This is a genomic window from Pseudomaricurvus alkylphenolicus, assembly GCF_011683955.1.
GTDB lineage: Bacteria > Pseudomonadota > Gammaproteobacteria > Pseudomonadales > Cellvibrionaceae > Pseudomaricurvus > Pseudomaricurvus alkylphenolicus.
In genome coordinates this window covers 25,623-46,344 of record NZ_JAAQPI010000033.1, presented here as the reverse complement: position 1 = coordinate 46,344, position 20,722 = coordinate 25,623, and the positions used below count along the sequence as shown (strand labels likewise).

Here is a 20,722-nt window from a genome sequence, read left to right as displayed (position 1 = left end):
TGGTGGCAACAGCTTCTTAAGTACCGCTTCTTTCCTTTCTGGTGAATAGTGTTTCACTCATTCCTCATCAGCCCCCTGTTCAAGTTTTCAACAATTTAGGGGGTGACATCTATCCTGACACAGGGGGAATCTAAGTTTGTTGGAGCTTGCTGAATCCGTTGGACTCAAACCGGCACACGCCTGCAAAATTGGCGTATGTCAATCTTGCAGTGCCAGCCTGGTACAAGGCGATGTCTTCTATGAGCACAGCCTGACTCACAGTCCCGCTGAGCAACAGGTGTTGTTGTGCAGTGCGAAACCGGATTCGGATGAACTAACTATCGAATTGACTGCTTGTTAGGCCAAAATTCAGGTGGCAAAATCCCTCGGCAGAATGTTGTAATAGCGCTTAAAAGCCCGAGTAAAACTGGACTGCTCCTTGTAGCCTACTTGATGAGCAACTTCTGTAGCGGATACTCCTTGTTTCAACATGTCTGCAGCATTAATCATACGCTGGCGCAACAAATACTCATTGACGGTAGAGCCGAACAGTCCTTTGAAGCCCTCGGTTAACTTACGCCGGTTAAGGCCAGCATGTCGGCTGAGATAATCCAGAGAAAATTGATGGCTATAATCTGACTCCAGGAGACTTTTGACGTTGGTGAGTTTGTCGATGTCTTGATTTCTGAATTTGTGGGCACTGCCAGTCGTTGCCGATTGTTCTCGCAGCATCTTTATACTTTGGAGCAATATATTGGTGGAGATTGTTTCAATCTCCAGTAGATACAGGAAGTCATCCGGATCCAGCTTCAGGAGCTGGCGAACCAAGTCAACTAATTTTCCGTCAACCGGGAACAGCTGTGTGATGGAGTCTTTAGTGTCTTCATCTCTGCGCAAAAAACGCATCAATTCGCTTTGCTGGCTACCCAGCTTTTCATTGAGCCATTTGGGGTTAAACAGAATCGATACCCCGGTTTCAGGCTCGTTACTATAGACATTTTTATTGATCGGTTCGTCCTGGCCGTAAACCATAAATGCGGCAGCCTGGTTGAGATCCAACAGCTCATCACCGACGTCGTAGGTGACACTGCCATGAAGATTTATTTTCAGCAGTGCCCAGCCAGAGAGCCAAATGGGGCTAAAGTACTTGCCTTTGGTTTCCTCCTGATCATAGGTCCACATCAACAGGTCGGAGCCCAATAGATGAAATAGCCTGTGTTGATCCGCTTGTCTGTAGAAATGAATTAAGCGAGTGATCTTACCTTGCTGCTGCCACTGATCAAACACTGACAGAAGAAGTGGAAGATTAACAATATTGCGGTCCGCATCGAAGAGTGGTGGCGCCAGATGGGCATTATCGTTGAGGTGAATATTGGTCAGCGCACCCTGTCTGCTGGTGTTAAGCCAGTTTTCGCATTGTTTGGCGATGTCATGGATGTCGTGAGAGCTGTTCATAAGACAACGATAGCACTGAAGTTAAAAGGCCGACAAGGTAAAAAATATTATATAGAACCCAGAGTTATAAGTTGATAAAGCAAAAAGTGTGCCATGCTCCTCTTTGGGTGTCGCATTAGTAGGGCCGCTTCTTCGTTTGTGCCAGGAGTCGCTGAAGTGTCGTTGAGACAAAAGATGGTTCCGGCAAGGCAAGTATCCGCTTGTCTGCGCTTATATATTAAAAGCCTGACTTTGTGAGTTGACTTTATGCAAAACCGATTTTTTGGGAGATATCAGTGAGTAGCGAGAAGACTGTGCTTTTCGAAACAAAGGGACGAATTGCCTTTATTACCTTTAATAGACCCGAAAAAATGAATGCCATGAATGGGTCGGTATTCGAAGAGCTTAAAGAAGCTTTTGAAAAATACAATGCTGACGATGATCTCTGGTGTGCGGTAATTAGCGGTAACGGCGATCATTTCTGTGTTGGTGGCGATATTGCGTGGTTGGCCGAGTATCAAGCGGAAACGGGTGAGAAGGTACTGTACGAGGAAGAGTACTATAAGGCTATGAAGGAGTCCGAAAAGCCGATCGTATCAGCCATTCAAGGTTACTGCATGGGGGCGGGTATGTCCATCGGACTGCTGTATGCCGATGTTCAGGTGGTATCCGAGGACGCAAAATTTGGAATGACGGACGTATGTTGGAGTATTGCCCCTCCTTATCGTGCTCCTCTGCCCTGGAATGTCAGTTTGAATAACGCCAAGTATCTATCGCTTACCGGCAAGATTATTGGTGGCGAGGAAGCGTTGCGTATGGGCATGGTGAATGAGCTGGTGCCTCGGGAAGAGTTGTTGGAGCGAGCGAGTCAGCTTGCAGAGACGATCTGCAAAAATGCCCCCATATCCGTACGAGCCCATAAGGAATACTTTCAGAAATTTATGGAATTGCCAGGCGGCGGGGGAGATGAGTTGGCACAGGACGTTTTCCAGAAAGTATGGGACAGCGAAGATGCCGTGGAAGGTGCAAAAGCCTTTGCGGAGAAACGCAAGCCGGTCTGGCAGAACAAGTAAGAGTTGCTCAAAAAGGGTATCAATATGCTTAAAGATGTAAAAGTGCTCGACTTGAGCCGCGTTTTGTCTGGTCCATTTTGTTCAAGAATGCTTGCCGACATGGGGGCTGAAGTTGTCAAGGTTGAATCAAAATCCGGTGATGGCACTCGTACGGGGATGGCGTTTAAGGGCGAGTTCTCTTGCTATTTCACGCAATTTAATGTGGGGAAAAGATGCATTAGTGTAAACCTTCACAGTGAAGCGGGTGTCGATCTGGTGAAAAAGCTGGCTGCTGAATGTGACGTCATTCTGGAAAATTTCCGTCCAGGTACCATGGCGGAAATGGGACTTGGCTATGAAACCTTGAAGGAGATTAATCCAAACATCATCTATTGCTCTATCTCAGGATTCGGCCAGTCTGGGGAGTACGCAAATCGCCCTGCCTATGCTGATATTGTCCACGCTCTGAGTGGGCTTGAATATGCGGGCGCCAGTATGGATGGTGCGGATGGAAATCCTCCGGGGATGCCCATCTCCTACGCCGATACCAATACGTCGCTGAATGCTGCAATTGCTATTTTGGCTGCGTTGTATAACCGCAAGAATACCGGCGAAGGTCAGTATATTGATATCGCGATGATAGACTGTCTTCTGGCGTCTAACGATTCAACCATTCAGAAATATGTGTTTTCAGATGGCTTGAACGACGCTCCCCCTCCAGCTGCCCAGCCGCCTCTTAAAATGAAAGATGGGCACCTGGCCGCTTCTTTGGTGCTGACTTTTCCAAGAGTTGCTGAGGCTATCGGGCGCCCGGATCTGTTGGAGGATGAGAGATTCAATCCGCCTATCAATCTTTACAATAATTACCGTGATTACCGGGAAATCGTATACAGCTGGGCTGCCAAAACGACAGTGGAGCAAGCATGCGAAATATTTGAAAAGTATGAGATTCCTTTCGGTAAAGTTCAAACTACCGCTGATGTGGTTAATAGTACGGTAGTGCGCGAGAGAAATATGCTGGTTGATGTTGAGTTGCCAGGCGTGGGTGATGTGAAGGTAGTGAACACACCGTTTAGATTCTCGGGTGTGGAAACCGGGCCGCAGCGTCCTCCTTCTCGCAAGGGGGGTGACAATAAAGAGGTTCTCCAGGATTGGCTTGGCTTGACCAGTGAGCAGGTTGATGAGTTGAAAAAAACCGATACGATTTTCTAAAATCATCAATTCGTACCACTGTAACAAGAGATAGTCCCGATCTGACAAATGAAACTCCGCCTGCCAAATCAATTAAATAGTATGGTTATATCTAGTCCTTGACCCAGAGCTCAATGATGGTTGCTGGTAAATTGCAGAAGCAATATCAGCAACGACAACCCATTGAGTTTCAGCGGTGATATCTATGAAATAATCTGTGGCAGGGATTTGGTTATAAAAAAAATTCACCAGATGAGAGTAAAAGCCATGAATAAGCTCCCAAAATTAAGTATCGCCGCGGCGATGGCGACCGTTGTTGGTGCCGGCTCGGCGGTTGCACAAGAGAATGAATCGGGAAAAACGGCTGACGCATTAGAAGAGGTAGTAGTAACTGCTCGACAGCGCAGCGAAAGCCTTCAAGATGTGCCCGACGCCATTACCGTATTCAACTCAACAAAGCTGGAAACCGCAAGTGTTACCCGGCTCGAAGATTATGTGAACCTGTCGCCTAACATCATACTACGGGAAGGTTTTCGAGCAGGCTCTACATCGCTTACCGTCCGTGGGATTACCGGTGCTCAAAATGGCTGGGCACCGGTAACCTATATTGTTGATGGCGTCAAAGCTTCTTCGCAAGACGCCTTGAACGGGGCCTCTCTTACCGATATCGAGCGTATCGAGATCTTGAGAGGTCCACAAGGTGGTCTCTATGGTGCCGGCGCCATTGCGGGTGCAATCAACGTAATTACAAAAGCGCCAACGGAGGATCCTGAATATGCGGTCAAGTTGGGGTTAGGCAAAGGTAATGGAAAAACCGTTCAGGCGGTTGCATCTGGCCCCCTGGGCTCAGGTGAGTCACTGCTGTACCGCCTGAATCTAAACTACCTTGATACCGATGGCCTTATCGATGATGCGGATGGCGATGATGTAGATTTTGAAGAAGAGACGGTCGTTCGTCTTCGCTTGATATCCAAAGCGACAGATGACCTGACTCTAGACTACAGGATAGCCTATACGGATATTGAGGCAGGTGCGGTAACACAAGACAGAATTCCCGGCCCTGAGTATGTCAATGATTTTAGCAGCTCTGTTGCCAGGCTGGAGCGGGGCATCCTCGGCAGTGAAACCCGTGAGTTCTTTGAAACAGCTTTAAAAGTCGACTATGAGTTTGAGGGCGCGGTACTGTCAAGCGTGACTGCCTATAGCGACCTTGAACAGGAAGTATATGGCACCATCTCCTGGGCAAACCCTCCGTTTGACGATACCTTCCTGGGGCCAGTTTTTGGCAGTGGTGCGGAAGCTGGCCAATCGATCGACAACTTCCAGAATACGGAAGATAATATCGAAACGTTCAGCCAGGATATTCGTCTGACCTCAACCGGCGATGGCGATTTCAGATGGGTGGTGGGTGCAGAGTACTTGCACCGTGAGTACACCAATCTGCTCTCACTCGGGCGCATCGTGGGGCCGGTTCCCGGCACCGTGTCTCAGTTTGTGAACCAGCAAGATGATCGAGAAGACAATCTTTGGGGTGTCTATGGTCAGTTTAACTGGGACATCACCGACCGGATTGAGCTCACATTGGCAGCGCGCTGGGATGAAAATACCTACAGCACCATTGAAGTCGACCCGGCCACAGGCCAGCCGACCGGCGGCATAATTGATCCGAGCAACGGGCTCCATGTTGACGAGCTGGAAGTGACCGATTCTGAGTTCCAGCCCAAGGTTCAGGTTTCATTTGACGTCAGTGAAGATCTTACTGTCTTTGGCAGCGCGGGTAGAGGGTTCCGAACGGGCTTCTTCAATACCTCAAGCTTAGCGGCACCAGAAACCTCAGATAATTACGAGGTAGGATTCAAGAGTACATTGGCCGATGGTCGGATGACCTTGAATGGTTCTATTTTCTATACGGACTATTCACAACAGCAAACCTCAGATGGCACGGATGAACCGCCGTTTAGGCGTACTGTCAATATCCCGGAAAGTGAATTGCTCGGAGCCGAGGTAGAGTTCGTTGGCAAATTGACCGACCAATGGCTACTGGAGGTGGGACTCAGCTATCTTGATTCTGAGATTGAAGACTCCGGAGGCTTGTCGACCCCGGCGGCGCCTGACAAGACTGCCAATGTGGCCCTGCAGTACAACCACCCTCTCGATGATGGTCTGGAACTGGTTGCAAGAGCGGATTACAGGTATCAGGGTGAGATGTACCTCTCACTGAGCGTTCCAGCGACGCCCGAGGATCCATTCGTGACCACCTACGACATTACTCCCAAGGAGTTCATAAACTTCCGGGTTGGTGTGGAAGCACAGGACTGGTCTTTAGCGCTTTATGGTAAGAACATTACTAACGAAAGGACGGCGTATACCACCTTCAATATTGGCCGCTCACCACACTATCGCTCATTCAACAAACCAGAGGACTACGGCGTCGAGTTTACGCTGCGGTTCTAAGGGTTCCCTGCCGGGTAGGGGTGACGGGACGACTGAGTTCCCGAACCCCTCGCGAACTGATTTATTAGGAGATAACGACGAAATGAGCGAAGAAAAAACTGTATTGTTTGAAACGAAAGGAAGAATTGCTTTCATTACCTTCAACCGACCTGAAAAGATGAATGCCATGAATCTGCAGGTCTTTGGTGAGCTAAAAGAAGCCTTTGAAAAATACAATGACGACAACGACCTGTGGTGCTGCGTGTTCAGTGGTAAAGGCGATAACTTCTGTACCGGTGGCGACATTAAGTGGCTTTCCGATCACCAACAGGAGACTGGCGGAAAGGTGCTGTACGAAGACGATTATTACAGTGCTTTGAGAAACAGCCCCAAGCCCATTATATCGGCTATCCAGGGGTATTGCCTGGGAGCCGGCATGTCCGTTGGGCTTAAGTACTCAGATATTCACATTGCCTCTGAGTGTGCCAAGTTTGGATGCACAGAATCACGATGGAGTATTGCTCCTCCTTATCGCGCCCCTACCAGCTGGGATATTGGCCTGGCAAATACCCTGTATATGGGCCTGACTGGCGTGGTTATTTCCGGCGAACAGGCACTTCGCATGGGACTGGTGAGCGAAGTTGTACCGCGCGAAAAGCTGTTGGAACGGGCCATTGAGCTTGCCGATATGGTGGTTGCCAATGCACCGATTGATACCCGTGCCCACAAAGAGTACTACCGCAAGTTTATGGAGTTGCCTGGTGGTGGTGGGGATGAGCTGGCCCAGACCGTTTTCAAGAAAGTATGGGACAGCGAAGATGCCGTTGAAGGTCCGCTTGCTTTTGCAGAGAAGCGTAAGCCGGTCTGGAAAAACAGGTAACGATTGCTCACATCAAAGGTATAAATATGCTTCACAAAATAAAGGTTCTTGACTTCAGCCGTGTTTTGTCCGGTCCATTCTGTTCAAGAATGCTCTCGGATCTGGGTGCCGAAGTCGTCAAAGTCGAATCGGTAAGCGGGGATCAGACCCGGTCTGGTTATACATTCAGAGGAGAATTTTCCTGCTACTTCACACAGTTTAATACGGGAAAACGTTGTATTTCAGTGGATTATCGCACCGAAGAAGGTATTGAGCTGCTTAAGAAGTTGGCTGCAGAGTGCGATGTGATTCTGGAGAATTTTCGCCCTGGCACCATGGCTGAGATGGACCTTAGTTATGAAACCATAAGGGAAATCAACCCGGACGTTATCTACTGCTCTATTTCAGGCTTTGGCCAGACTGGTGAATACGCCAACCGCCCGGCCTTTGCGGACATTGTCCACGCACTGAGCGGACTGGATTATGCGTTTGGCAATATGGACGGAGCGGATGGTAATGTGCCGGGGATGCCCATCTCCTACGCGGATACAAACACATCACTGAATGCCACCATTGCCATTTTGGCGGCACTTTTTAATCGGCAGATAACCGGTGAGGGTCAGTTTATTGATATCGCCATGATGGACTGTATGATCGCCTGTAATGATACCACGCTGCAGCGACATGTGTTTACAGGTGGTGAGAAGCCTGAGTCCGATACTCCAGGTCAACCCCCGCTCAAAATGAAGGATGGCTACATGGCGGCTTCACTGTTGATACCCTTTCGCAGGGTCATTGAGGCTATCGGGCGGCCAGATCTGGCGCAAGATGAGAGGTTCAGTAATCTTACCAGGCTTACGGAAAATTACCCCGCTTACCGGCAATATGTCCGCGATTGGGCTGCAGATATTACCATAGATAAAGCTTGTGAAATTTTCGAAGAATACGATGTCCCCTTCGGCAGGATACAGAGTACAGCTGAAGTGATGAGCAGCCCGGTGGTACGGGATCGCAATATGGTGGTTAATATAGATTCCCCAGAGGCCGGTGAAATTCCGGTGCTAAATACACCTTTCCGCTTCTCTGGCATGGAAACCGGGCCCAAGAATCCGCCATCGCGCAAGGGGGGAGATAACAGGGCGGTGCTTCAGGATTGGCTGGGTTTAACGGACGGACAGGTGAATGAATTAGCTCAACAGAAAACTATTGTTTAAGCGCACGGTACGCTCCAAAAAACGCCCTCATACGAAGGCGTTTTTTGTTTCGTACTCTAGTCAGTGGCCAGTGCATCAACGTGAACAACACCCTGTCATCGCAGACATGTTATTTTGCTAAACGGAGAATTCTCTCGGTAATACGCCATAATGGCGTTTAAAGGCACGGGTGAAACTGGATTGCTCCATATAGCCCACCTGGTAAGCTGCCTTTTTGGCGGACACCCCCTGACGGAGCATTTCCGCAGCTTTGGCCATTCGTTGACGTAGTAAATACTCATGAACAGTTGTGCCAAATAACCCCTTAAACCCTTCCGTGAGCTTACGCCGATTAAGACCAATTTCGCGACTAAGTTCATCCAGCGAATGGGGGTTCGTATAGTAGGTTTCGAGTAATTCCCGTACCTGGAAAAGCTTCTCCACGTCCAACTTTTTCAGTTTGTGAGCCTGGTAACCCTCCCTGGACTGAGCAATGAGCAGATTAAAGCTTTGGAACAGCAGCTGCAGGGTGAGTGCTTCCACCTCCAGGAAATACAAAGGGTTGGCGGTGTTTATATGCAGTAGTTGGTTGACTAAATCCATCAATCTGCCATCAAGACGCATCAACCGGGTAATGGAGCCTGCCGTTTCACCTTCTTCACACATCAAATCGGTCAATTGACTTTGATGTACATCCAGTTTCTCACTGAGCCATTTAGGATTAACCAATATAGATATACCGGTTTCTGGTTCTTCACTGTAAAAGTTTTTAGTGAGGGGGACCTCCTCACCAAAGCTAAATAATCCAACAGCCTCTTTCAAGTCAAGCAGGTCTGGACCAATGTTATAACCTACATCACCGTGCAAATTGATCCTGAGTAAAGCCAGGCCGTTCAACCACAGGGGAACCGGTTTTCTACCTGCGTTTACCTCACCATCAAACACCCCCATTAGGAGACTGGGACCAAGCAAATGGTAATATCTATCGCGCACCCCCTCTTGCCGAAAGCGAATAAATCGGGAAGTTCTGCCTTCCTTTTGCCAATAATGCAGCAGCTCTAGCAGCAAAGGGTAGTTGATATTATCGTGACCTTGGTCGAGCAGCGGCGGTCCCAGTGGAGGGTCATTGCTATAACAAATATCAGTAAGGGCCCCATCGCGGCTGAAATTGTAGTACTTTTCACAAGCCTTAGCGGTGACGGCAATGTCTTTTTCGTTAAGCATGCTCATTCAGATACCATACCACTCATAACAAAGCGATCAAGTTTTTCATTGTCACATCATAGACAGATAGTGTTGATGCAACAAAAGGTTGTTCCGGCAAGGCAAGTATTGGCGCCATAGTAGGTTAGCATTCAGTTTACAATACTTTCATAGGCAGATGTTCCCCTGCCATTGCAATGCGACATGGTAGCGCCGCTATGATAAGAATAAACGAGAGGGTTTTGTTTTGAGTCTATCTGTTAGAAAACGGGCAATTTTCGGTGCTGGTGGAATAACTTTTGCTACCAAAGAGGCGGCTTTTTCTACCTTTGTACTGCTGTACTACACTCAGGTCTTAGGATTGAGTGGTACGGTAACGGGGTTGATGCTCACGATTGGCGTCGCCTGGGATGCGATTTCAGATCCAATGGTTGGGATGTATTCGGATCGTTTTTCCAGCCGTTGGGGGCGTCGCCTGCCGATTATGGCAGTTAGTGTCATCCTTATGCCACTCGGTTTGATCGGCCTGTTTTCACCACCCGATTTTGTCGCAGCCAACTCTACCTATCTGGCCATTTGGCTTTTGGGTACTTCTATTTGGCTACGCACAGCGATGACGCTGTTCAGCATTCCTCAATTGGCGATGGTGCCTGAGATTACACAGGACTACCATGATCGAAGCCAGTTGTTGAATGTTCGGGCTGGCCTCATGTATTTGACCGGCGGCTTTTTACCCGCTATCAGTCTGTATTTCCTGTTTAGTGAGACAGACGGTGTCGAAGGCCTCTTCGTTGCTGAAAACTATGCGCATTTTGGTTTGATGTCAGCATTGATTGTTGTTGTATTTTCTGTGATTACCATCAGAGGCATTTGGGGGTTCATCGACAAAGATAAACTGCAAACAACCGGTGCTCCCCACTCAAGTGGCATGCGCGGTTTGATCGGTGACTTCTTTTCCACATTCCACAGCGCAAATTTCCGCAACCTGCTTTGCTATGACATGAGTGCGGCCGCCGCCTATGGCGCCATCTATGCGTTCAATGTAATTGCCTATACGTATTATTGGGAAGTCGACTCCGATACGCTTGGCACCGTTTTTGGCGTCGGGGTTCTAATTGGCGTGCCGGCGGGGATGTACGCGCAAAAGTTCATTGGCAGATTGTGGCCCAAGCACCAAGTGATTCGGTACACACTTATTGCGGCTATGATCAATACCGTTTGGCTGTTCCCGCTTCGGGAACTTGATGTGCTGCCTGAAAATGGTCACTGGCTGGTGGTATCGCTACTGGCTCTGCAATTTGGTGGTCTAAAGTGCTTTCTGATGATGCGTGTCGTGTCAACATTCTCGCTTGCGGCTGACTTGACCGACGAGCTGGAGCTGCGCACAGGTACACGACAGGAAGGCGGCATCTATTCCGTTTTGCTGTTTAACGCCAAACTTGCTCATTCAATCGGGCCACTTTATGGCGGGTTTGCGCTTGATTTGATTGGACTTGATAGCAGTGTGTCGGTAGACGCGGTGCCGCCGGAAGTATTGACTGGTCTGGTTTGGGCCATCGTCCTAGGCTCCGTGCCTCTATTCATGCTTTCCTGGCTGTTTACTTTCCGCTTTTCGATGACTCAGGAACAACTGAAGGAAATACATCGAAATCTGAAAGCTCGTGAACACTATTCCTGCGCGGGCCAAGAATAGTGTTTCTCGCGAGCTGTGATCCTCGTATCTTCACTCTGCAACAGCAGGTCAGGGAAGAAGATATCGACGCACTGTCGCATACCAATAATCTGGCCTATGCCCGGATCTGCGAGCGTGCAGCCTGGGCGCACTCCTGTGCGCTGGGAATTGACCTTAAGATGTATCAGAAGCTGGATCGTGCAATTGTTGTTAGCGTGGCCGAATATAACTACCTGGCACCTTCCTACCTCGGAGAGAATCTCTGTATCGCAACATGGTTGGTAAAAGGCGACAGTCGCCTGAGTCTGGGACGTCGATTCCTGATTACGAGGGAAATGGACCAGGCGTTGCTGCTCAAAGGACGGTGGCTGGGTGTCTGTACGCTGATGTCCAGTGGGAAACTTTGCCGCATGCCCCCGGAGTTTGTCAGCAGTTACACGCCGGCAATGCTGGAGGCGGCTGATGCGGAGATTCCTTACCAGTTCTTGTGTCAAAAACCTCATTAGCGGTTAAGTCGCACGATTGATTAAATTCTTCATCATTTCAGGGGTTCAGCTATAAAGCCGCATTATCCCAATGACCCGTACCGCCCAGGAGAACAACACAAGACGGAAATTTGTCGGCAGATAAGCTAAGGCTCTGCAGATTGCACTGGATAAGGAATTTACCCCGTCGGATAACAGTCTCGATAACGTGATCTACGAGTTATCGGTCACTAAGCGCCGGATAGAGCGCAGCATTCTGAACAAGGCAGGACCCACACCGGAAGAGCGCCGAGAACTATACGATTTCGTGATTCATGAATTAGAAACCTCGAGAGAGTAATTCGCGGTGCCAGAGTGGAGCGAAGGGCCAAGTCACCGGCGGAGGTACTGTTAAGCAAACCTCACTCGCACTGGCTCGAGGTGTTGGGCTACTATCGGTTTCAGCGCGCCCCTTAAACAGAGCTTTCCTGGTTCTGATTGTACTCACAGGAATATGATGGCAGCAATGTTCAGCATTGCCATTTCAAGTGCTCACAACAACCTATCCAAATCCCTACTGGAACTGGATACCCTGGTTCGACGGCTTCTAAAGGAGTTTAATATTCAATCTGCTTGTATTTATAACTCTGAACATAGAGCAAAGTACCTTCGCGTAAGCGCGCCACTCTACATTTCAGTCTTTGAAATCGATATATCGGTTGATGCACCGGATAAGATAGTCTGATCCAAAGTTAAGTCGTCCCGCTTTGGGTACAGGCCGGTATTTCTTCTAGCTCATATTTGTCGTTTTGAATTTTCCGCTATTGGGGGATCGATTATTAATCATTCCGTTTTGGTCACTCCAGAGCACCACTGCCTCACACCGGATATCATCCTTACAATTCAATCCGCACTCATAAAAGAACAGCCTCGGCTGCTCTACAGCAACCAATTACGCCACCGCTAGCAGACATGGCGCCAATGCCCGAAACGGCCCAAGCACTCGCCTATGTTTGGGCTCGTACCTGCCGAGATAAACGAACGATATCCAGTGGCGCGTTGGCAAACTATATACCGAGTAGGACAACGCAATCACGCTGAATATTGTCAGGGCACGCAACGTAGATCCCTTTGCTGTTAACATTCACCTTGTTTCTACTAGCGTTCCGACAAGGCGACAGCGACAGACAGCTCCTGATGCAGTTGGACAGTTGTCGGAAAAATCAGATTTATCATTGGATCTCCTCAAGGGTCGCAGGCAGGCCCAGGGCAGCTATACTTTTCGAACAACTGTCGAAACCATCAGAAAGGATTGTCCCGTGCCCAGCGATATCGAAATAGCAGCCCAGTACTCGTCCCAGCCCATCATCGATATAGCCACAAAGTTGGGTATCGAGAAAGAGCACCTGGTCCCCTGTGGCCGCGACGTCGTCAAAGTGGATCTCAACGCCCTGAAGTCATCCACGGTGACCAAGAGACGTCTGGTCCTGGTATCGGCGACTACCCCCACCCCCTCGGGAGAAGGCAAGACCACCACCAGCATTGGACTGGGTCAGGCGTTCACCGAGCTCGGCGAATCGGTGTGCCTGGCCTTGCGCGAACCTTCACTTGGCCCCTGCCTTGGTATGAAGGGCGGAGCTACCGGCGGCGGGCACAGTCAGATCATGCCAGCCGATCGCATTAATCTGCATTTTACCGGTGACTTTCACGCCATCACCAGCGCCAACAACCTGCTGTCTGCGGCTATCGATAACCACTTTTTCCATGGTAATGCCCTGGGCATTGATCCCAGGCAGATCCTGTGGCGACGGGTAATGGATATGAATGACCGCAGTCTGCGGCATATCGTCGTGGGACTGGGCGGCAAAAACCAGGGTATTCCCAGGGAGGGCGGATTTGATATCACCGCCGCCTCAGAGGTAATGGCGATTCTGTGTCTGGCAGAGGATTTGGATGACTTGAAAGCGCGTCTCGATCGTATTCTGATTGCCTACAGCTACGACAATGAACCCGTATTTGCCAGTCAACTCAAGGTCACCGGTGCAATGATGGCCCTTTTGCGCGATGCAATACATCCAAACCTGGTACAGAGCCTGGAGGGCACGCCGGCACTGATACACGGTGGTCCCTTTGCCAATATTGCCCACGGCTGCAACAGCCTCATCGCGACCCGTATGGCTATGCACCACGCCGATTGGACCATCACCGAAGCGGGATTTGGTTTCGACTTAGGGGCGGAAAAGTTCTTTGATATCAAATGTCGTCTCGGTGGCATTGACCCGGATGCGGTGGTGCTGGTTACAACGGTGCGAGCTTTGAAAATGCACGGCGGTAAGCCCAAGGCTCATCTTGGCGACGCGGATGTTGAAGCTGTTCGGCGGGGCTTGGAAAACCTCGACAAACACATCGAAAATGTCTGCAAGTTCAACAAGCATCCTGTGGTGGCACTCAATCGATTTGCTTCGGATACCGAAGCGGAAATTGCTTTGGTGCGCGAACGCTGCAGCTCTGATGCGGTTTCCTTTGCCATTAGCAACCACTTTACCGAAGGTGGCAAGGGCGCTGTGGAACTGGCACAGAAAGTGATGGCATCGGTGCAAAAAAGCGAGGCTTACGCGCCTCTCTATGAGCTTGATCAACCGGTCCAGGAAAAAATCCGTATTGTCTGCCGCGAAATGTACGGCGCGGATGACGTAGCCTTTACCCGGGAAGCGGAGAAAGATCTGCGGCAATTGGAAAAGCTGGGCATGACGGAGTTACCCATTTGCCTGGCAAAGGCGCCCAGCTCCCTGTCCGATGATCCAGCACTGCACGGTCGACCGAGGGATTTTGAAGTGACGGTGCGGGGGATTCACCTCAACGCCGGTGCCGGTTTTCTGGTGGTCCTGACGGGTGATATTCTTCGCATGCCAGGTTTGCCCAGAGAGCCTGCAGCGACACGAATGTGGGTTAATAGCCGGGGAGAAATTGAAGGTATGGAGTAGGTCGGTGAAATTGATAACATCTTGATTTACCGCAAAGTGAACCAAAATCAGTGATGCTATCCTGAGAGTATAAGCTCCTTTTCCCCAAAACGGAGAACGCAATGAAAATCGACACTCTGAAGGACATTATTCACTGGACCCGCGACTACCATGCCCATCTGTCGGAGCGCATGATGCAGTCATCCATCGAGAGTGGCAACGAGCGCAACCAGATGCTGTTGGGTTATCTGGCTGACCACGAAAAGCTCCTGTCCGAGCAGATGGAGGTGTTTGAGCACTCCGGTGATATTACCGCGCTCAATACTTGGTGCTACGAATGGATGGATAAAAACCCCACGACCGAGCCGACGGTGGATTCGCCTTTGGCGGACATGAGCACCGACCAGATTCTCCAACTGGTGGTGGAGCAGCATCAGAAGATCATCGAACTCTATCGCTACCTGCAATCACGCGCTGAAACCGACTCCGCACGGGAATGCCTGTCGCAGTTACTGGGCGTCGAAGAGCATGAGGTTATGACGATGGTACAGGGTGCCAATCGCATGCAGGAGATGTAACTGAAAAGTTGAGTATTCACCATTCCAAATTGATTTTGGAGACCCACAATGAAATACGCTCAAGTACTGGTCACTGCAATTCTATTGTTGGCGATAAGCGGTTGCGAAATGGGCCCCAAATCCGGCCGCGGGTTCTCACTGCCGGAAGGCGACCCCGAGAAGGGCGCCACCACCTTTGTGGATCTTCAATGTAACGCCTGCCATGTGATTAGCGGCAAACCCGATATCAAACAAATTGCGTCGCCTGAAGTTACGGTCGAGCTTGGGGGGCAGGTGCAACGCATCCAGACCTATGGCGAGCTGCTGACGTCCATCGTAAATCCCTCTCACAAGCTTGCCAAGGGCTATCCCGACGCCATGATCGCGGATGGAGAGCGCTCAAAAATGACTAACTACAACTCGGCGATGACGGTCGAGCAGCTTATCGATTTGGTGACTTTCCTGCAGGGTGCCTATGAAATAAAGCCCTACGTGCCGACTCACTATCAGCCTTACTACTAAGCAATCTGATCCAGTCAACTGAGGTCACAGACAGGACCATTCTGGCCCACTTGAAATATCACCAATTTTGGCCATATTTGATGTATCTGAGGATTCATGGGCTCCGGGATTTCGAGGCCAATCATAGGAGTCTGTGAAAATCGCTGAAAACACCGTTACGACTGAGCTGATACGAGAACTCGGCCTGTTTGAGGGACTTGATGATCAGCGGCTTCAGGCATTAGCCTCTCTCTTCACTGCGGTCGATATCGCCAGCGGCGCGGAGTTTATCCGCGATGGCGAGTCTGCTGACTATTTATACGTGCTCTTGGAAGGCCGCGTGGCGATATCCGTTTCGATTCCGGGAAGAGCCGCCTATGAAACGGTGGTATCAACGCTCTCCAAAGGGCAGTTGGTCGGCTGGTCAGCACTCCTGCCTGAGACTGACTGGCAAGCCACTGTCAGTGCCTTGAAGCCCTGTCGTCTCATACGAGCCCGGGCGGAATCCATCCGCCAGCTGTGTGAGCAGGACCCGGTGATCGGATATTGCTTGATGAAAAATGCGCTGGTCGTCGTTGGCCAGCGGCTCTCGGAAAGTCGGTTGCAATTACTGGACATCTTTGGGGGCAGGGATGGTTGATTCCGGAACCCAGGTGCACAAATCGATGCCGCGTTCCGGCCTGGAAACGCTATTGTCTGTTTTGTCCCAAGAGGGCTATCGATTGGTGGGGCCGACGATCAGCGAGGGTGCTATCGTGTTTGATGACATAGCCACCACAAAGGACCTGCCCATTGGCTGGACGGACCGGCAATCACCGGGTCGCTATCGTTTGGAAAAAAGCGGGGATGATCGCGCATTTGGCTTTGTGGTCGGACCACACTCCTGGAAGCAGTTCCTGTTTCCGGCAAAGGAAACACTGCACCAGGCAACCTACGACGAATCCGCCGGGATGTGGCGCCAATCCGATGATCACACCGTCGCCACCGCATTTATTGGCGTACGCGCCTGCGATCTGGCTGGCATCGGTATTCAAGACCGGGTTTTTATCGGCGGTAAGTATGTTGATCAGGGGTATCACAATCGACGCCATAGCCATTTTATTGTGGCGGTTAACTGCCTGCAGGCGGGAGATCTCTGTTTCTGTGATTCCATGGGAACCGGTCCGGAAGTCAAATCGGGTTTCGATATCTGCCTGACCGAATTGGATAGCACCTTTCTGGTACAGGCAGGAAGTGAGCGTGGAGATAGTATCGTCGCTCAACTACCGCTCGCCGCTGCCAGTCAGGATGAGCATAAGGCATTGCTCACCGGATTGGCACAATGTCGGCAGAGTATGGGGCGGCAGCTCGACACTGAAAACATAGAAGGGCTGCTGTTTGGCAACCTTGAGCATCCTCAGTGGGAGGATGTGTCTGAACGCTGCCTGGCCTGCGGCAACTGTACCATGGTGTGCCCCACCTGCTTTTGCTACAGCGTGGACGAAGTGGCGGATCTGGGTGATGATCCCCCGCAGCGCGAGCGCAGTTGGGACTCTTGTTTTTCGCAGCAGCATTCAAAGATCAATGGGGCTACTTTCCAGCCCGCGATCAAGGACCGTTACCGGCAATGGCTAACCCACAAACTGGCTTCCTGGCAATCCCAGTTCGGCACCAGTGGCTGTGTCGGTTGTGGCCGCTGTATTGCCTGGTGCCCTGTCGGCATTGATTTGACCGAAGAGGTGGCGGCGATACGGGTCGGGGCTGAGGAACCTGTATCTATGCCTGCGTGCGAGACGGTAACCATTGCACCAGCCACTGAGCAGGACGCCGGCGAGAGCACCACGCCAATATTTGCGACTACTGAGGCTACTGTGGCAGGTGTGGTCACCGAGGCGCCCAAGGTAGCGACGCTGGCGCTGACCATGCCTGTGGGCTATGACTATCAGCCCGGTCAGTTCAATATGCTGTCGCTGCCCGGAATCGGAGAGGTGCCCATATCAGTTTCCGGTGATAGCGACGGTGCTTTTGAACATACGATTCATAGCGTCGGCAATGTTTCAGAGGCACTCAATGGGCTCGAACCGGGGTCCACGCTGGGTGTGCGTGGACCCTATGGTTCAAGCTGGCCAATGGCACTGGCGCGGAGCCGACCGGTAACCGTGATCGCGGGTGGGCTTGGATTGGCACCGCTCAGGGGGGTGATACGCCGGCTGCTTGAGCAAGCCGAGAGTGGCAGCAGAAATGGGGATACGGAATGGCTGCGGCTTATCTACGGTGCGCGACATCCGGAGGCGCTGTTGTTTACCCGGGAGTTGGAGCAGTGGCGCAAAAACCCGGCGTTCCGAGTGGCGGTGACGGTTGATCAGAGTACCTCCGGCTGGACCGGCAATGTCGGTACGGTGATCACGTTTCTGAGCCGCAAGCGGATACCGGTTGAAAGCCTTTACCTGGTGTGTGGTCCTGAGGTGATGATGTTGGCAGTGGTCCGGGTGTTACTGGATGCACAGGTACCACCCGAGCATATATACCTGTCAATGGAGCGCAACATGAAATGCGCCGCCGGCCACTGCGGGCGCTGTCAGTACGGCCCCTATTTTATCTGCAAAGATGGACCGGTACTGGGCTACGACAAGCTGTCTTTTTTGTTTGGCAAGCGGGGGTTTTGAACCATGACGGCGACCGCAAACCCAGAGCGACCGAGGTTGGGGGTTTTTAAACTTACCTCCTGTGACGGATGCCAGCTGACGCTGCTGGACTGCGAGGATGAGCTGCTGTTGCTGGCCGCCACAATCGATATCGTACACTTTCCCGAGGGCGTCTCGCCCGCCAGGAGCGAAGGGCCGTTTGATCTGGCCATCATCGAGGGGTCGGTATCCACCGCCGAGCAACTGCAAGAGGTCAAGCAGATCCGCAGCCAGTCCCGTGTGCTTGTCACCATAGGTGCCTGTGCCACCAGCGGTGGTATTCAGGCACTGCGAAACTTCGTTAGCGGCGAGGAGGACGGATTCGACGAGTTCCGAAAAGCGGTGTATGCCAGACCTGAGTATGTTGATAGTCTGGCAACGTCCACCCCGGTTTCACAGCATGTGGCGGTGGATTTTGAACTGCGTGGCTGTCCCATCGACAAACGTCAATTGTTGGAATTGATCACGGCCTATTTGCGCGGCAGGACACCTGCTATCAAAAATGAAAGTGTCTGTTTCGAGTGCAAGCGCCGGGGCACCGTCTGTGTGGTGGTGACCGATAACACTCCCTGTTTGGGGCCTGTAACCCATGCCGGTTGTGGTGCGATTTGTCCGGCGTTCCGGCGCGGTTGCTACGGGTGTTTCGGTCCGCGGGAATCCGCTGCCACCGAATCCCTGGCGACGCAGATGAAAAATATTGGTCGGTCTGAGCAGGAAATTCTCAGGTCCTTCCGCTTGTTTACGGCGGCTTCGCCGGAATTCGAAAAAGAGAGCAAGCGGCATGAGTGACGAAAAAAAGGTCTACAAAGTCGATCTGCTGACTCGGGTTGAGGGAGAAGGGCGTTTTTACCTGAAAGTCCAAGATGGGAAAGTGATCGAATCACAGTTGAACATATTTGAGGCGCCGCGCTACTTCGAAGCCCTCCTGCGTGGTCGCGCTATTGAAGAAGTACCTGACATCGTCGCCAGAATTTGTGGCATTTGCCCGGTGGCCTACCAGATGAGTGCTGTGCGCGCGCTGGAAAATGCCGTCGGCTTGGTGCCGTCACCGTCCATTCGTGCACTGCGGCGTCTGCTTTATTGCGGAGAGTGGGTTGAAAGCCATGCGCTTCATATTTTTCTTCTCCATGCGCCGGATTTTCTGGGCTATGCCAGTGCTATGGCAATGGCGGCCGATCACCGCGACCTTGTTGAAAAGGGGTTGCGAATCAAGAAGATCGGTAATGCCTTGATCGCCGCGCTGGGTGGCCGGGCGATACACCCGGTCAGTGTCCGGTTGGGCGGTTTTACTGCCGCACCGCAGCCGCGGAGTTTATCCGATTTGCGCCCGGCACTGCAGCAAGCACTCAGTGATGCGCTGGATACGGTGCAGTGGACAGCCGGCTTTTCCTTTCCGGAGTTCGAGCAGGACTATACCTTTGTTTGCCTCGACGGCGTTGACTATCCGCTGGAGTGGGGGGACCACATCCACATCAGTGGTCAGGGCAGCGTACCCGTGGCCGACTTTCACAGCCAGATCAACGAGACTCAGGTACCTCATTCCACCGCACTGCACAGCCGCCTGAAAAACGCAAAGCACTATCTCTGCGGACCTATGGCGCGCATTAACCGACATCATCAACAGTTGCATCCGCTGGCGCTGGATGCGTTGCAAAGATGCGGGCTCGCTCTGCCGGTTCGCAACCCCTATCAATCGATAGTGGTTCGTTCGCTGGAGCTGGTCCACGCGCTTGCTGAAGCCCTGGATATTATTGACGCCTATCAAAAGCCCGATCCCGCTTTTGAGATTTACAAGACGCGCGATGCTGTTGCGGCCGGTGCTACCGAGGCGCCTCGGGGGGTACTGTACCACCGCTACCAAATAGGCGAAGATGGCCTTGTCAAAGAGGCAACGATTATTCCGCCGACCTCTCAGAATCAGGCGCAGATCGAAGCGGATCTGGTCTCGGTTGCGCCACAGTTGCTGTCTATGGAGCACGAACAGGCAACGCATCTGTGTGAGCAGTTGATTCGTTCCTACGATCCCTGTATTTCCTGCGCCACGCATTTCTTGCGCCTCGATATTGATTGGGACAACACATTATGAGGTGAGACAAGAGTGAGAATTATTGCACTGGGCAATAACGTCGCCGGTGATGACGGCGCGGCACTGCTTGCAGCCAAAGCCATTGAGGCGAGTTGCAAAGCGGACATTGTGTTTGCCGGGCGTCCCGGGGCCGAGCTGTTGGATCTGCTCGAGGTTGACGAAGCGGTGATTTTGCTGGACGTGGTGGCGGGTACGGGGCAACCGGGAAAGATCGTGAAACTGAGCTTTAATGATTTGCTCAACAACCTCTGTCCGGGTAAGCAGCTGTCTTCCCACGGCTTCGGACCGACGGAAACACTGCAGTTGGGTCAGGCTCTCGGTCGCCCTTTGCCCGAAGGCTGTTTTATTGGCATAGAGGGGCAGAACTTCGCTCCCGGGGATGCATTGTCGGCAGCGGTCAGAGAAGCCATGGATTCATATGTCGACTGCGTTCGGCGTGCCATCAGTGAGTTCAGCTAAAGGAGACGAGGAG

At 51.5% G+C, this 20,722-nt stretch carries 18 protein-coding genes; 16 read left to right on the top strand and 2 right to left on the bottom strand.

Annotated features, from left to right (window positions below):
• Positions 1-136 precede the first annotated feature (136 nt).
• The gene (locus HBA55_RS38275) at positions 137-340 is read left to right on the top strand and encodes a 2Fe-2S iron-sulfur cluster-binding protein (RefSeq protein ID WP_420821522.1); all 204 of its coding nucleotides are present in this window, start codon (positions 137-139) and stop codon (positions 338-340) included.
• An 8-nt stretch (positions 341-348) separates the two neighbouring features.
• Here HBA55_RS38275 and HBA55_RS35980 read toward each other — a convergent pair whose 3' ends face one another.
• A complete protein-coding gene (locus HBA55_RS35980; protein ID WP_167000827.1) occupies positions 349-1,434 on the bottom strand; it encodes a helix-turn-helix transcriptional regulator in 1,086 nt (361 codons plus the stop codon).
• 275 nt (positions 1,435-1,709) lie between these two features.
• On the opposite strand from HBA55_RS35980, the gene HBA55_RS35975 reads away from it, so the two are divergent.
• The 5 genes from HBA55_RS35975 to HBA55_RS35955 all read left to right on the top strand — a co-directional run bounded on the left by HBA55_RS35975 (position 1,710) and on the right by HBA55_RS35955 (position 8,162).
• Complete coding sequence (locus tag HBA55_RS35975; RefSeq protein WP_167000825.1) at positions 1,710-2,486, top strand: enoyl-CoA hydratase-related protein; 777 nt, start codon at positions 1,710-1,712, stop codon at positions 2,484-2,486.
• Positions 2,487-2,510: 24 nt separating this feature from the next.
• Positions 2,511-3,677: a CaiB/BaiF CoA transferase family protein gene (locus HBA55_RS35970; RefSeq protein ID WP_167000823.1), complete on the top strand. Its 1,167-nt coding sequence runs from the start codon at positions 2,511-2,513 to the stop codon at positions 3,675-3,677.
• Positions 3,678-3,923: 246 nt separating this feature from the next.
• A complete protein-coding gene (locus HBA55_RS35965; RefSeq protein ID WP_167000820.1) occupies positions 3,924-6,110 on the top strand; it encodes a TonB-dependent receptor in 2,187 nt (728 codons plus the stop codon).
• Positions 6,111-6,192: 82 nt separating this feature from the next.
• A complete protein-coding gene (locus HBA55_RS35960) occupies positions 6,193-6,969 on the top strand; it encodes an enoyl-CoA hydratase/isomerase family protein (protein ID WP_167000818.1) in 777 nt (258 codons plus the stop codon).
• 26 nt (positions 6,970-6,995) lie between these two features.
• The gene (locus HBA55_RS35955) at positions 6,996-8,162 is read left to right on the top strand and encodes a CaiB/BaiF CoA transferase family protein (protein ID WP_167000816.1); all 1,167 of its coding nucleotides are present in this window, start codon (positions 6,996-6,998) and stop codon (positions 8,160-8,162) included.
• Positions 8,163-8,279: 117 nt separating this feature from the next.
• Here HBA55_RS35955 and HBA55_RS35950 read toward each other — a convergent pair whose 3' ends face one another.
• Positions 8,280-9,371, bottom strand: a complete 1,092-nt coding sequence (locus tag HBA55_RS35950; protein ID WP_167000805.1) for a helix-turn-helix transcriptional regulator — start codon at positions 9,369-9,371, stop codon at positions 8,280-8,282.
• 220 nt (positions 9,372-9,591) lie between these two features.
• Here HBA55_RS35950 and HBA55_RS35945 point away from each other — a divergent pair, with 220 nt between their 5' ends.
• From HBA55_RS35945 to HBA55_RS35900, 10 genes are all read left to right on the top strand, one after another.
• Entirely contained in the window at positions 9,592-11,037 is a 1,446-nt protein-coding gene (locus HBA55_RS35945) for an MFS transporter (RefSeq protein ID WP_167000804.1), read from the top strand.
• Positions 11,037-11,522 (top strand): thioesterase family protein, encoded by a 486-nt coding sequence (locus HBA55_RS35940; RefSeq protein ID WP_206020121.1) that lies wholly within the window; start codon positions 11,037-11,039, stop codon positions 11,520-11,522. Before HBA55_RS35945 ends, HBA55_RS35940 begins: the two co-directional genes overlap by 1 nt.
• Before the next feature lie 1,277 nt (positions 11,523-12,799).
• Positions 12,800-14,464, top strand: a complete 1,665-nt coding sequence (locus HBA55_RS35935) for a formate--tetrahydrofolate ligase (protein WP_167000803.1) — start codon at positions 12,800-12,802, stop codon at positions 14,462-14,464.
• A gap of 101 nt (positions 14,465-14,565) precedes the next feature.
• Positions 14,566-15,021 carry an ATPase gene (locus tag HBA55_RS35930; RefSeq protein WP_167000801.1) on the top strand — a complete coding sequence of 152 codons (456 nt, stop codon included), beginning with the start codon at positions 14,566-14,568 and terminating at the stop codon, positions 15,019-15,021.
• Between the two features lie 48 nt (positions 15,022-15,069).
• Complete coding sequence (locus HBA55_RS35925; protein WP_167000799.1) at positions 15,070-15,522, top strand: c-type cytochrome; 453 nt, start codon at positions 15,070-15,072, stop codon at positions 15,520-15,522.
• Between the two features lie 133 nt (positions 15,523-15,655).
• Positions 15,656-16,141 (top strand): cyclic nucleotide-binding domain-containing protein, encoded by a 486-nt coding sequence (locus HBA55_RS37680; RefSeq protein WP_167000797.1) that lies wholly within the window; start codon positions 15,656-15,658, stop codon positions 16,139-16,141.
• Positions 16,134-18,146, top strand: coding sequence for a 4Fe-4S dicluster domain-containing protein (locus tag HBA55_RS35915; protein WP_167000795.1), 2,013 nt, complete (start codon positions 16,134-16,136; stop codon positions 18,144-18,146). The genes HBA55_RS37680 and HBA55_RS35915 overlap by 8 nt, the downstream gene beginning before the upstream one ends.
• Positions 18,147-18,149: 3 nt before the next feature.
• A complete protein-coding gene (locus HBA55_RS35910; protein ID WP_167000793.1) occupies positions 18,150-18,953 on the top strand; it encodes an NADH-quinone oxidoreductase subunit B family protein in 804 nt (267 codons plus the stop codon).
• Positions 18,946-20,250 (top strand): Ni/Fe hydrogenase subunit alpha, encoded by a 1,305-nt coding sequence (locus HBA55_RS35905; protein ID WP_167000791.1) that lies wholly within the window; start codon positions 18,946-18,948, stop codon positions 20,248-20,250. Before HBA55_RS35910 ends, HBA55_RS35905 begins: the two co-directional genes overlap by 8 nt.
• A gap of 12 nt (positions 20,251-20,262) precedes the next feature.
• Complete coding sequence (locus tag HBA55_RS35900; RefSeq protein WP_167000789.1) at positions 20,263-20,709, top strand: hydrogenase maturation protease; 447 nt, start codon at positions 20,263-20,265, stop codon at positions 20,707-20,709.
• Positions 20,710-20,722: the final 13 nt, after the last annotated feature.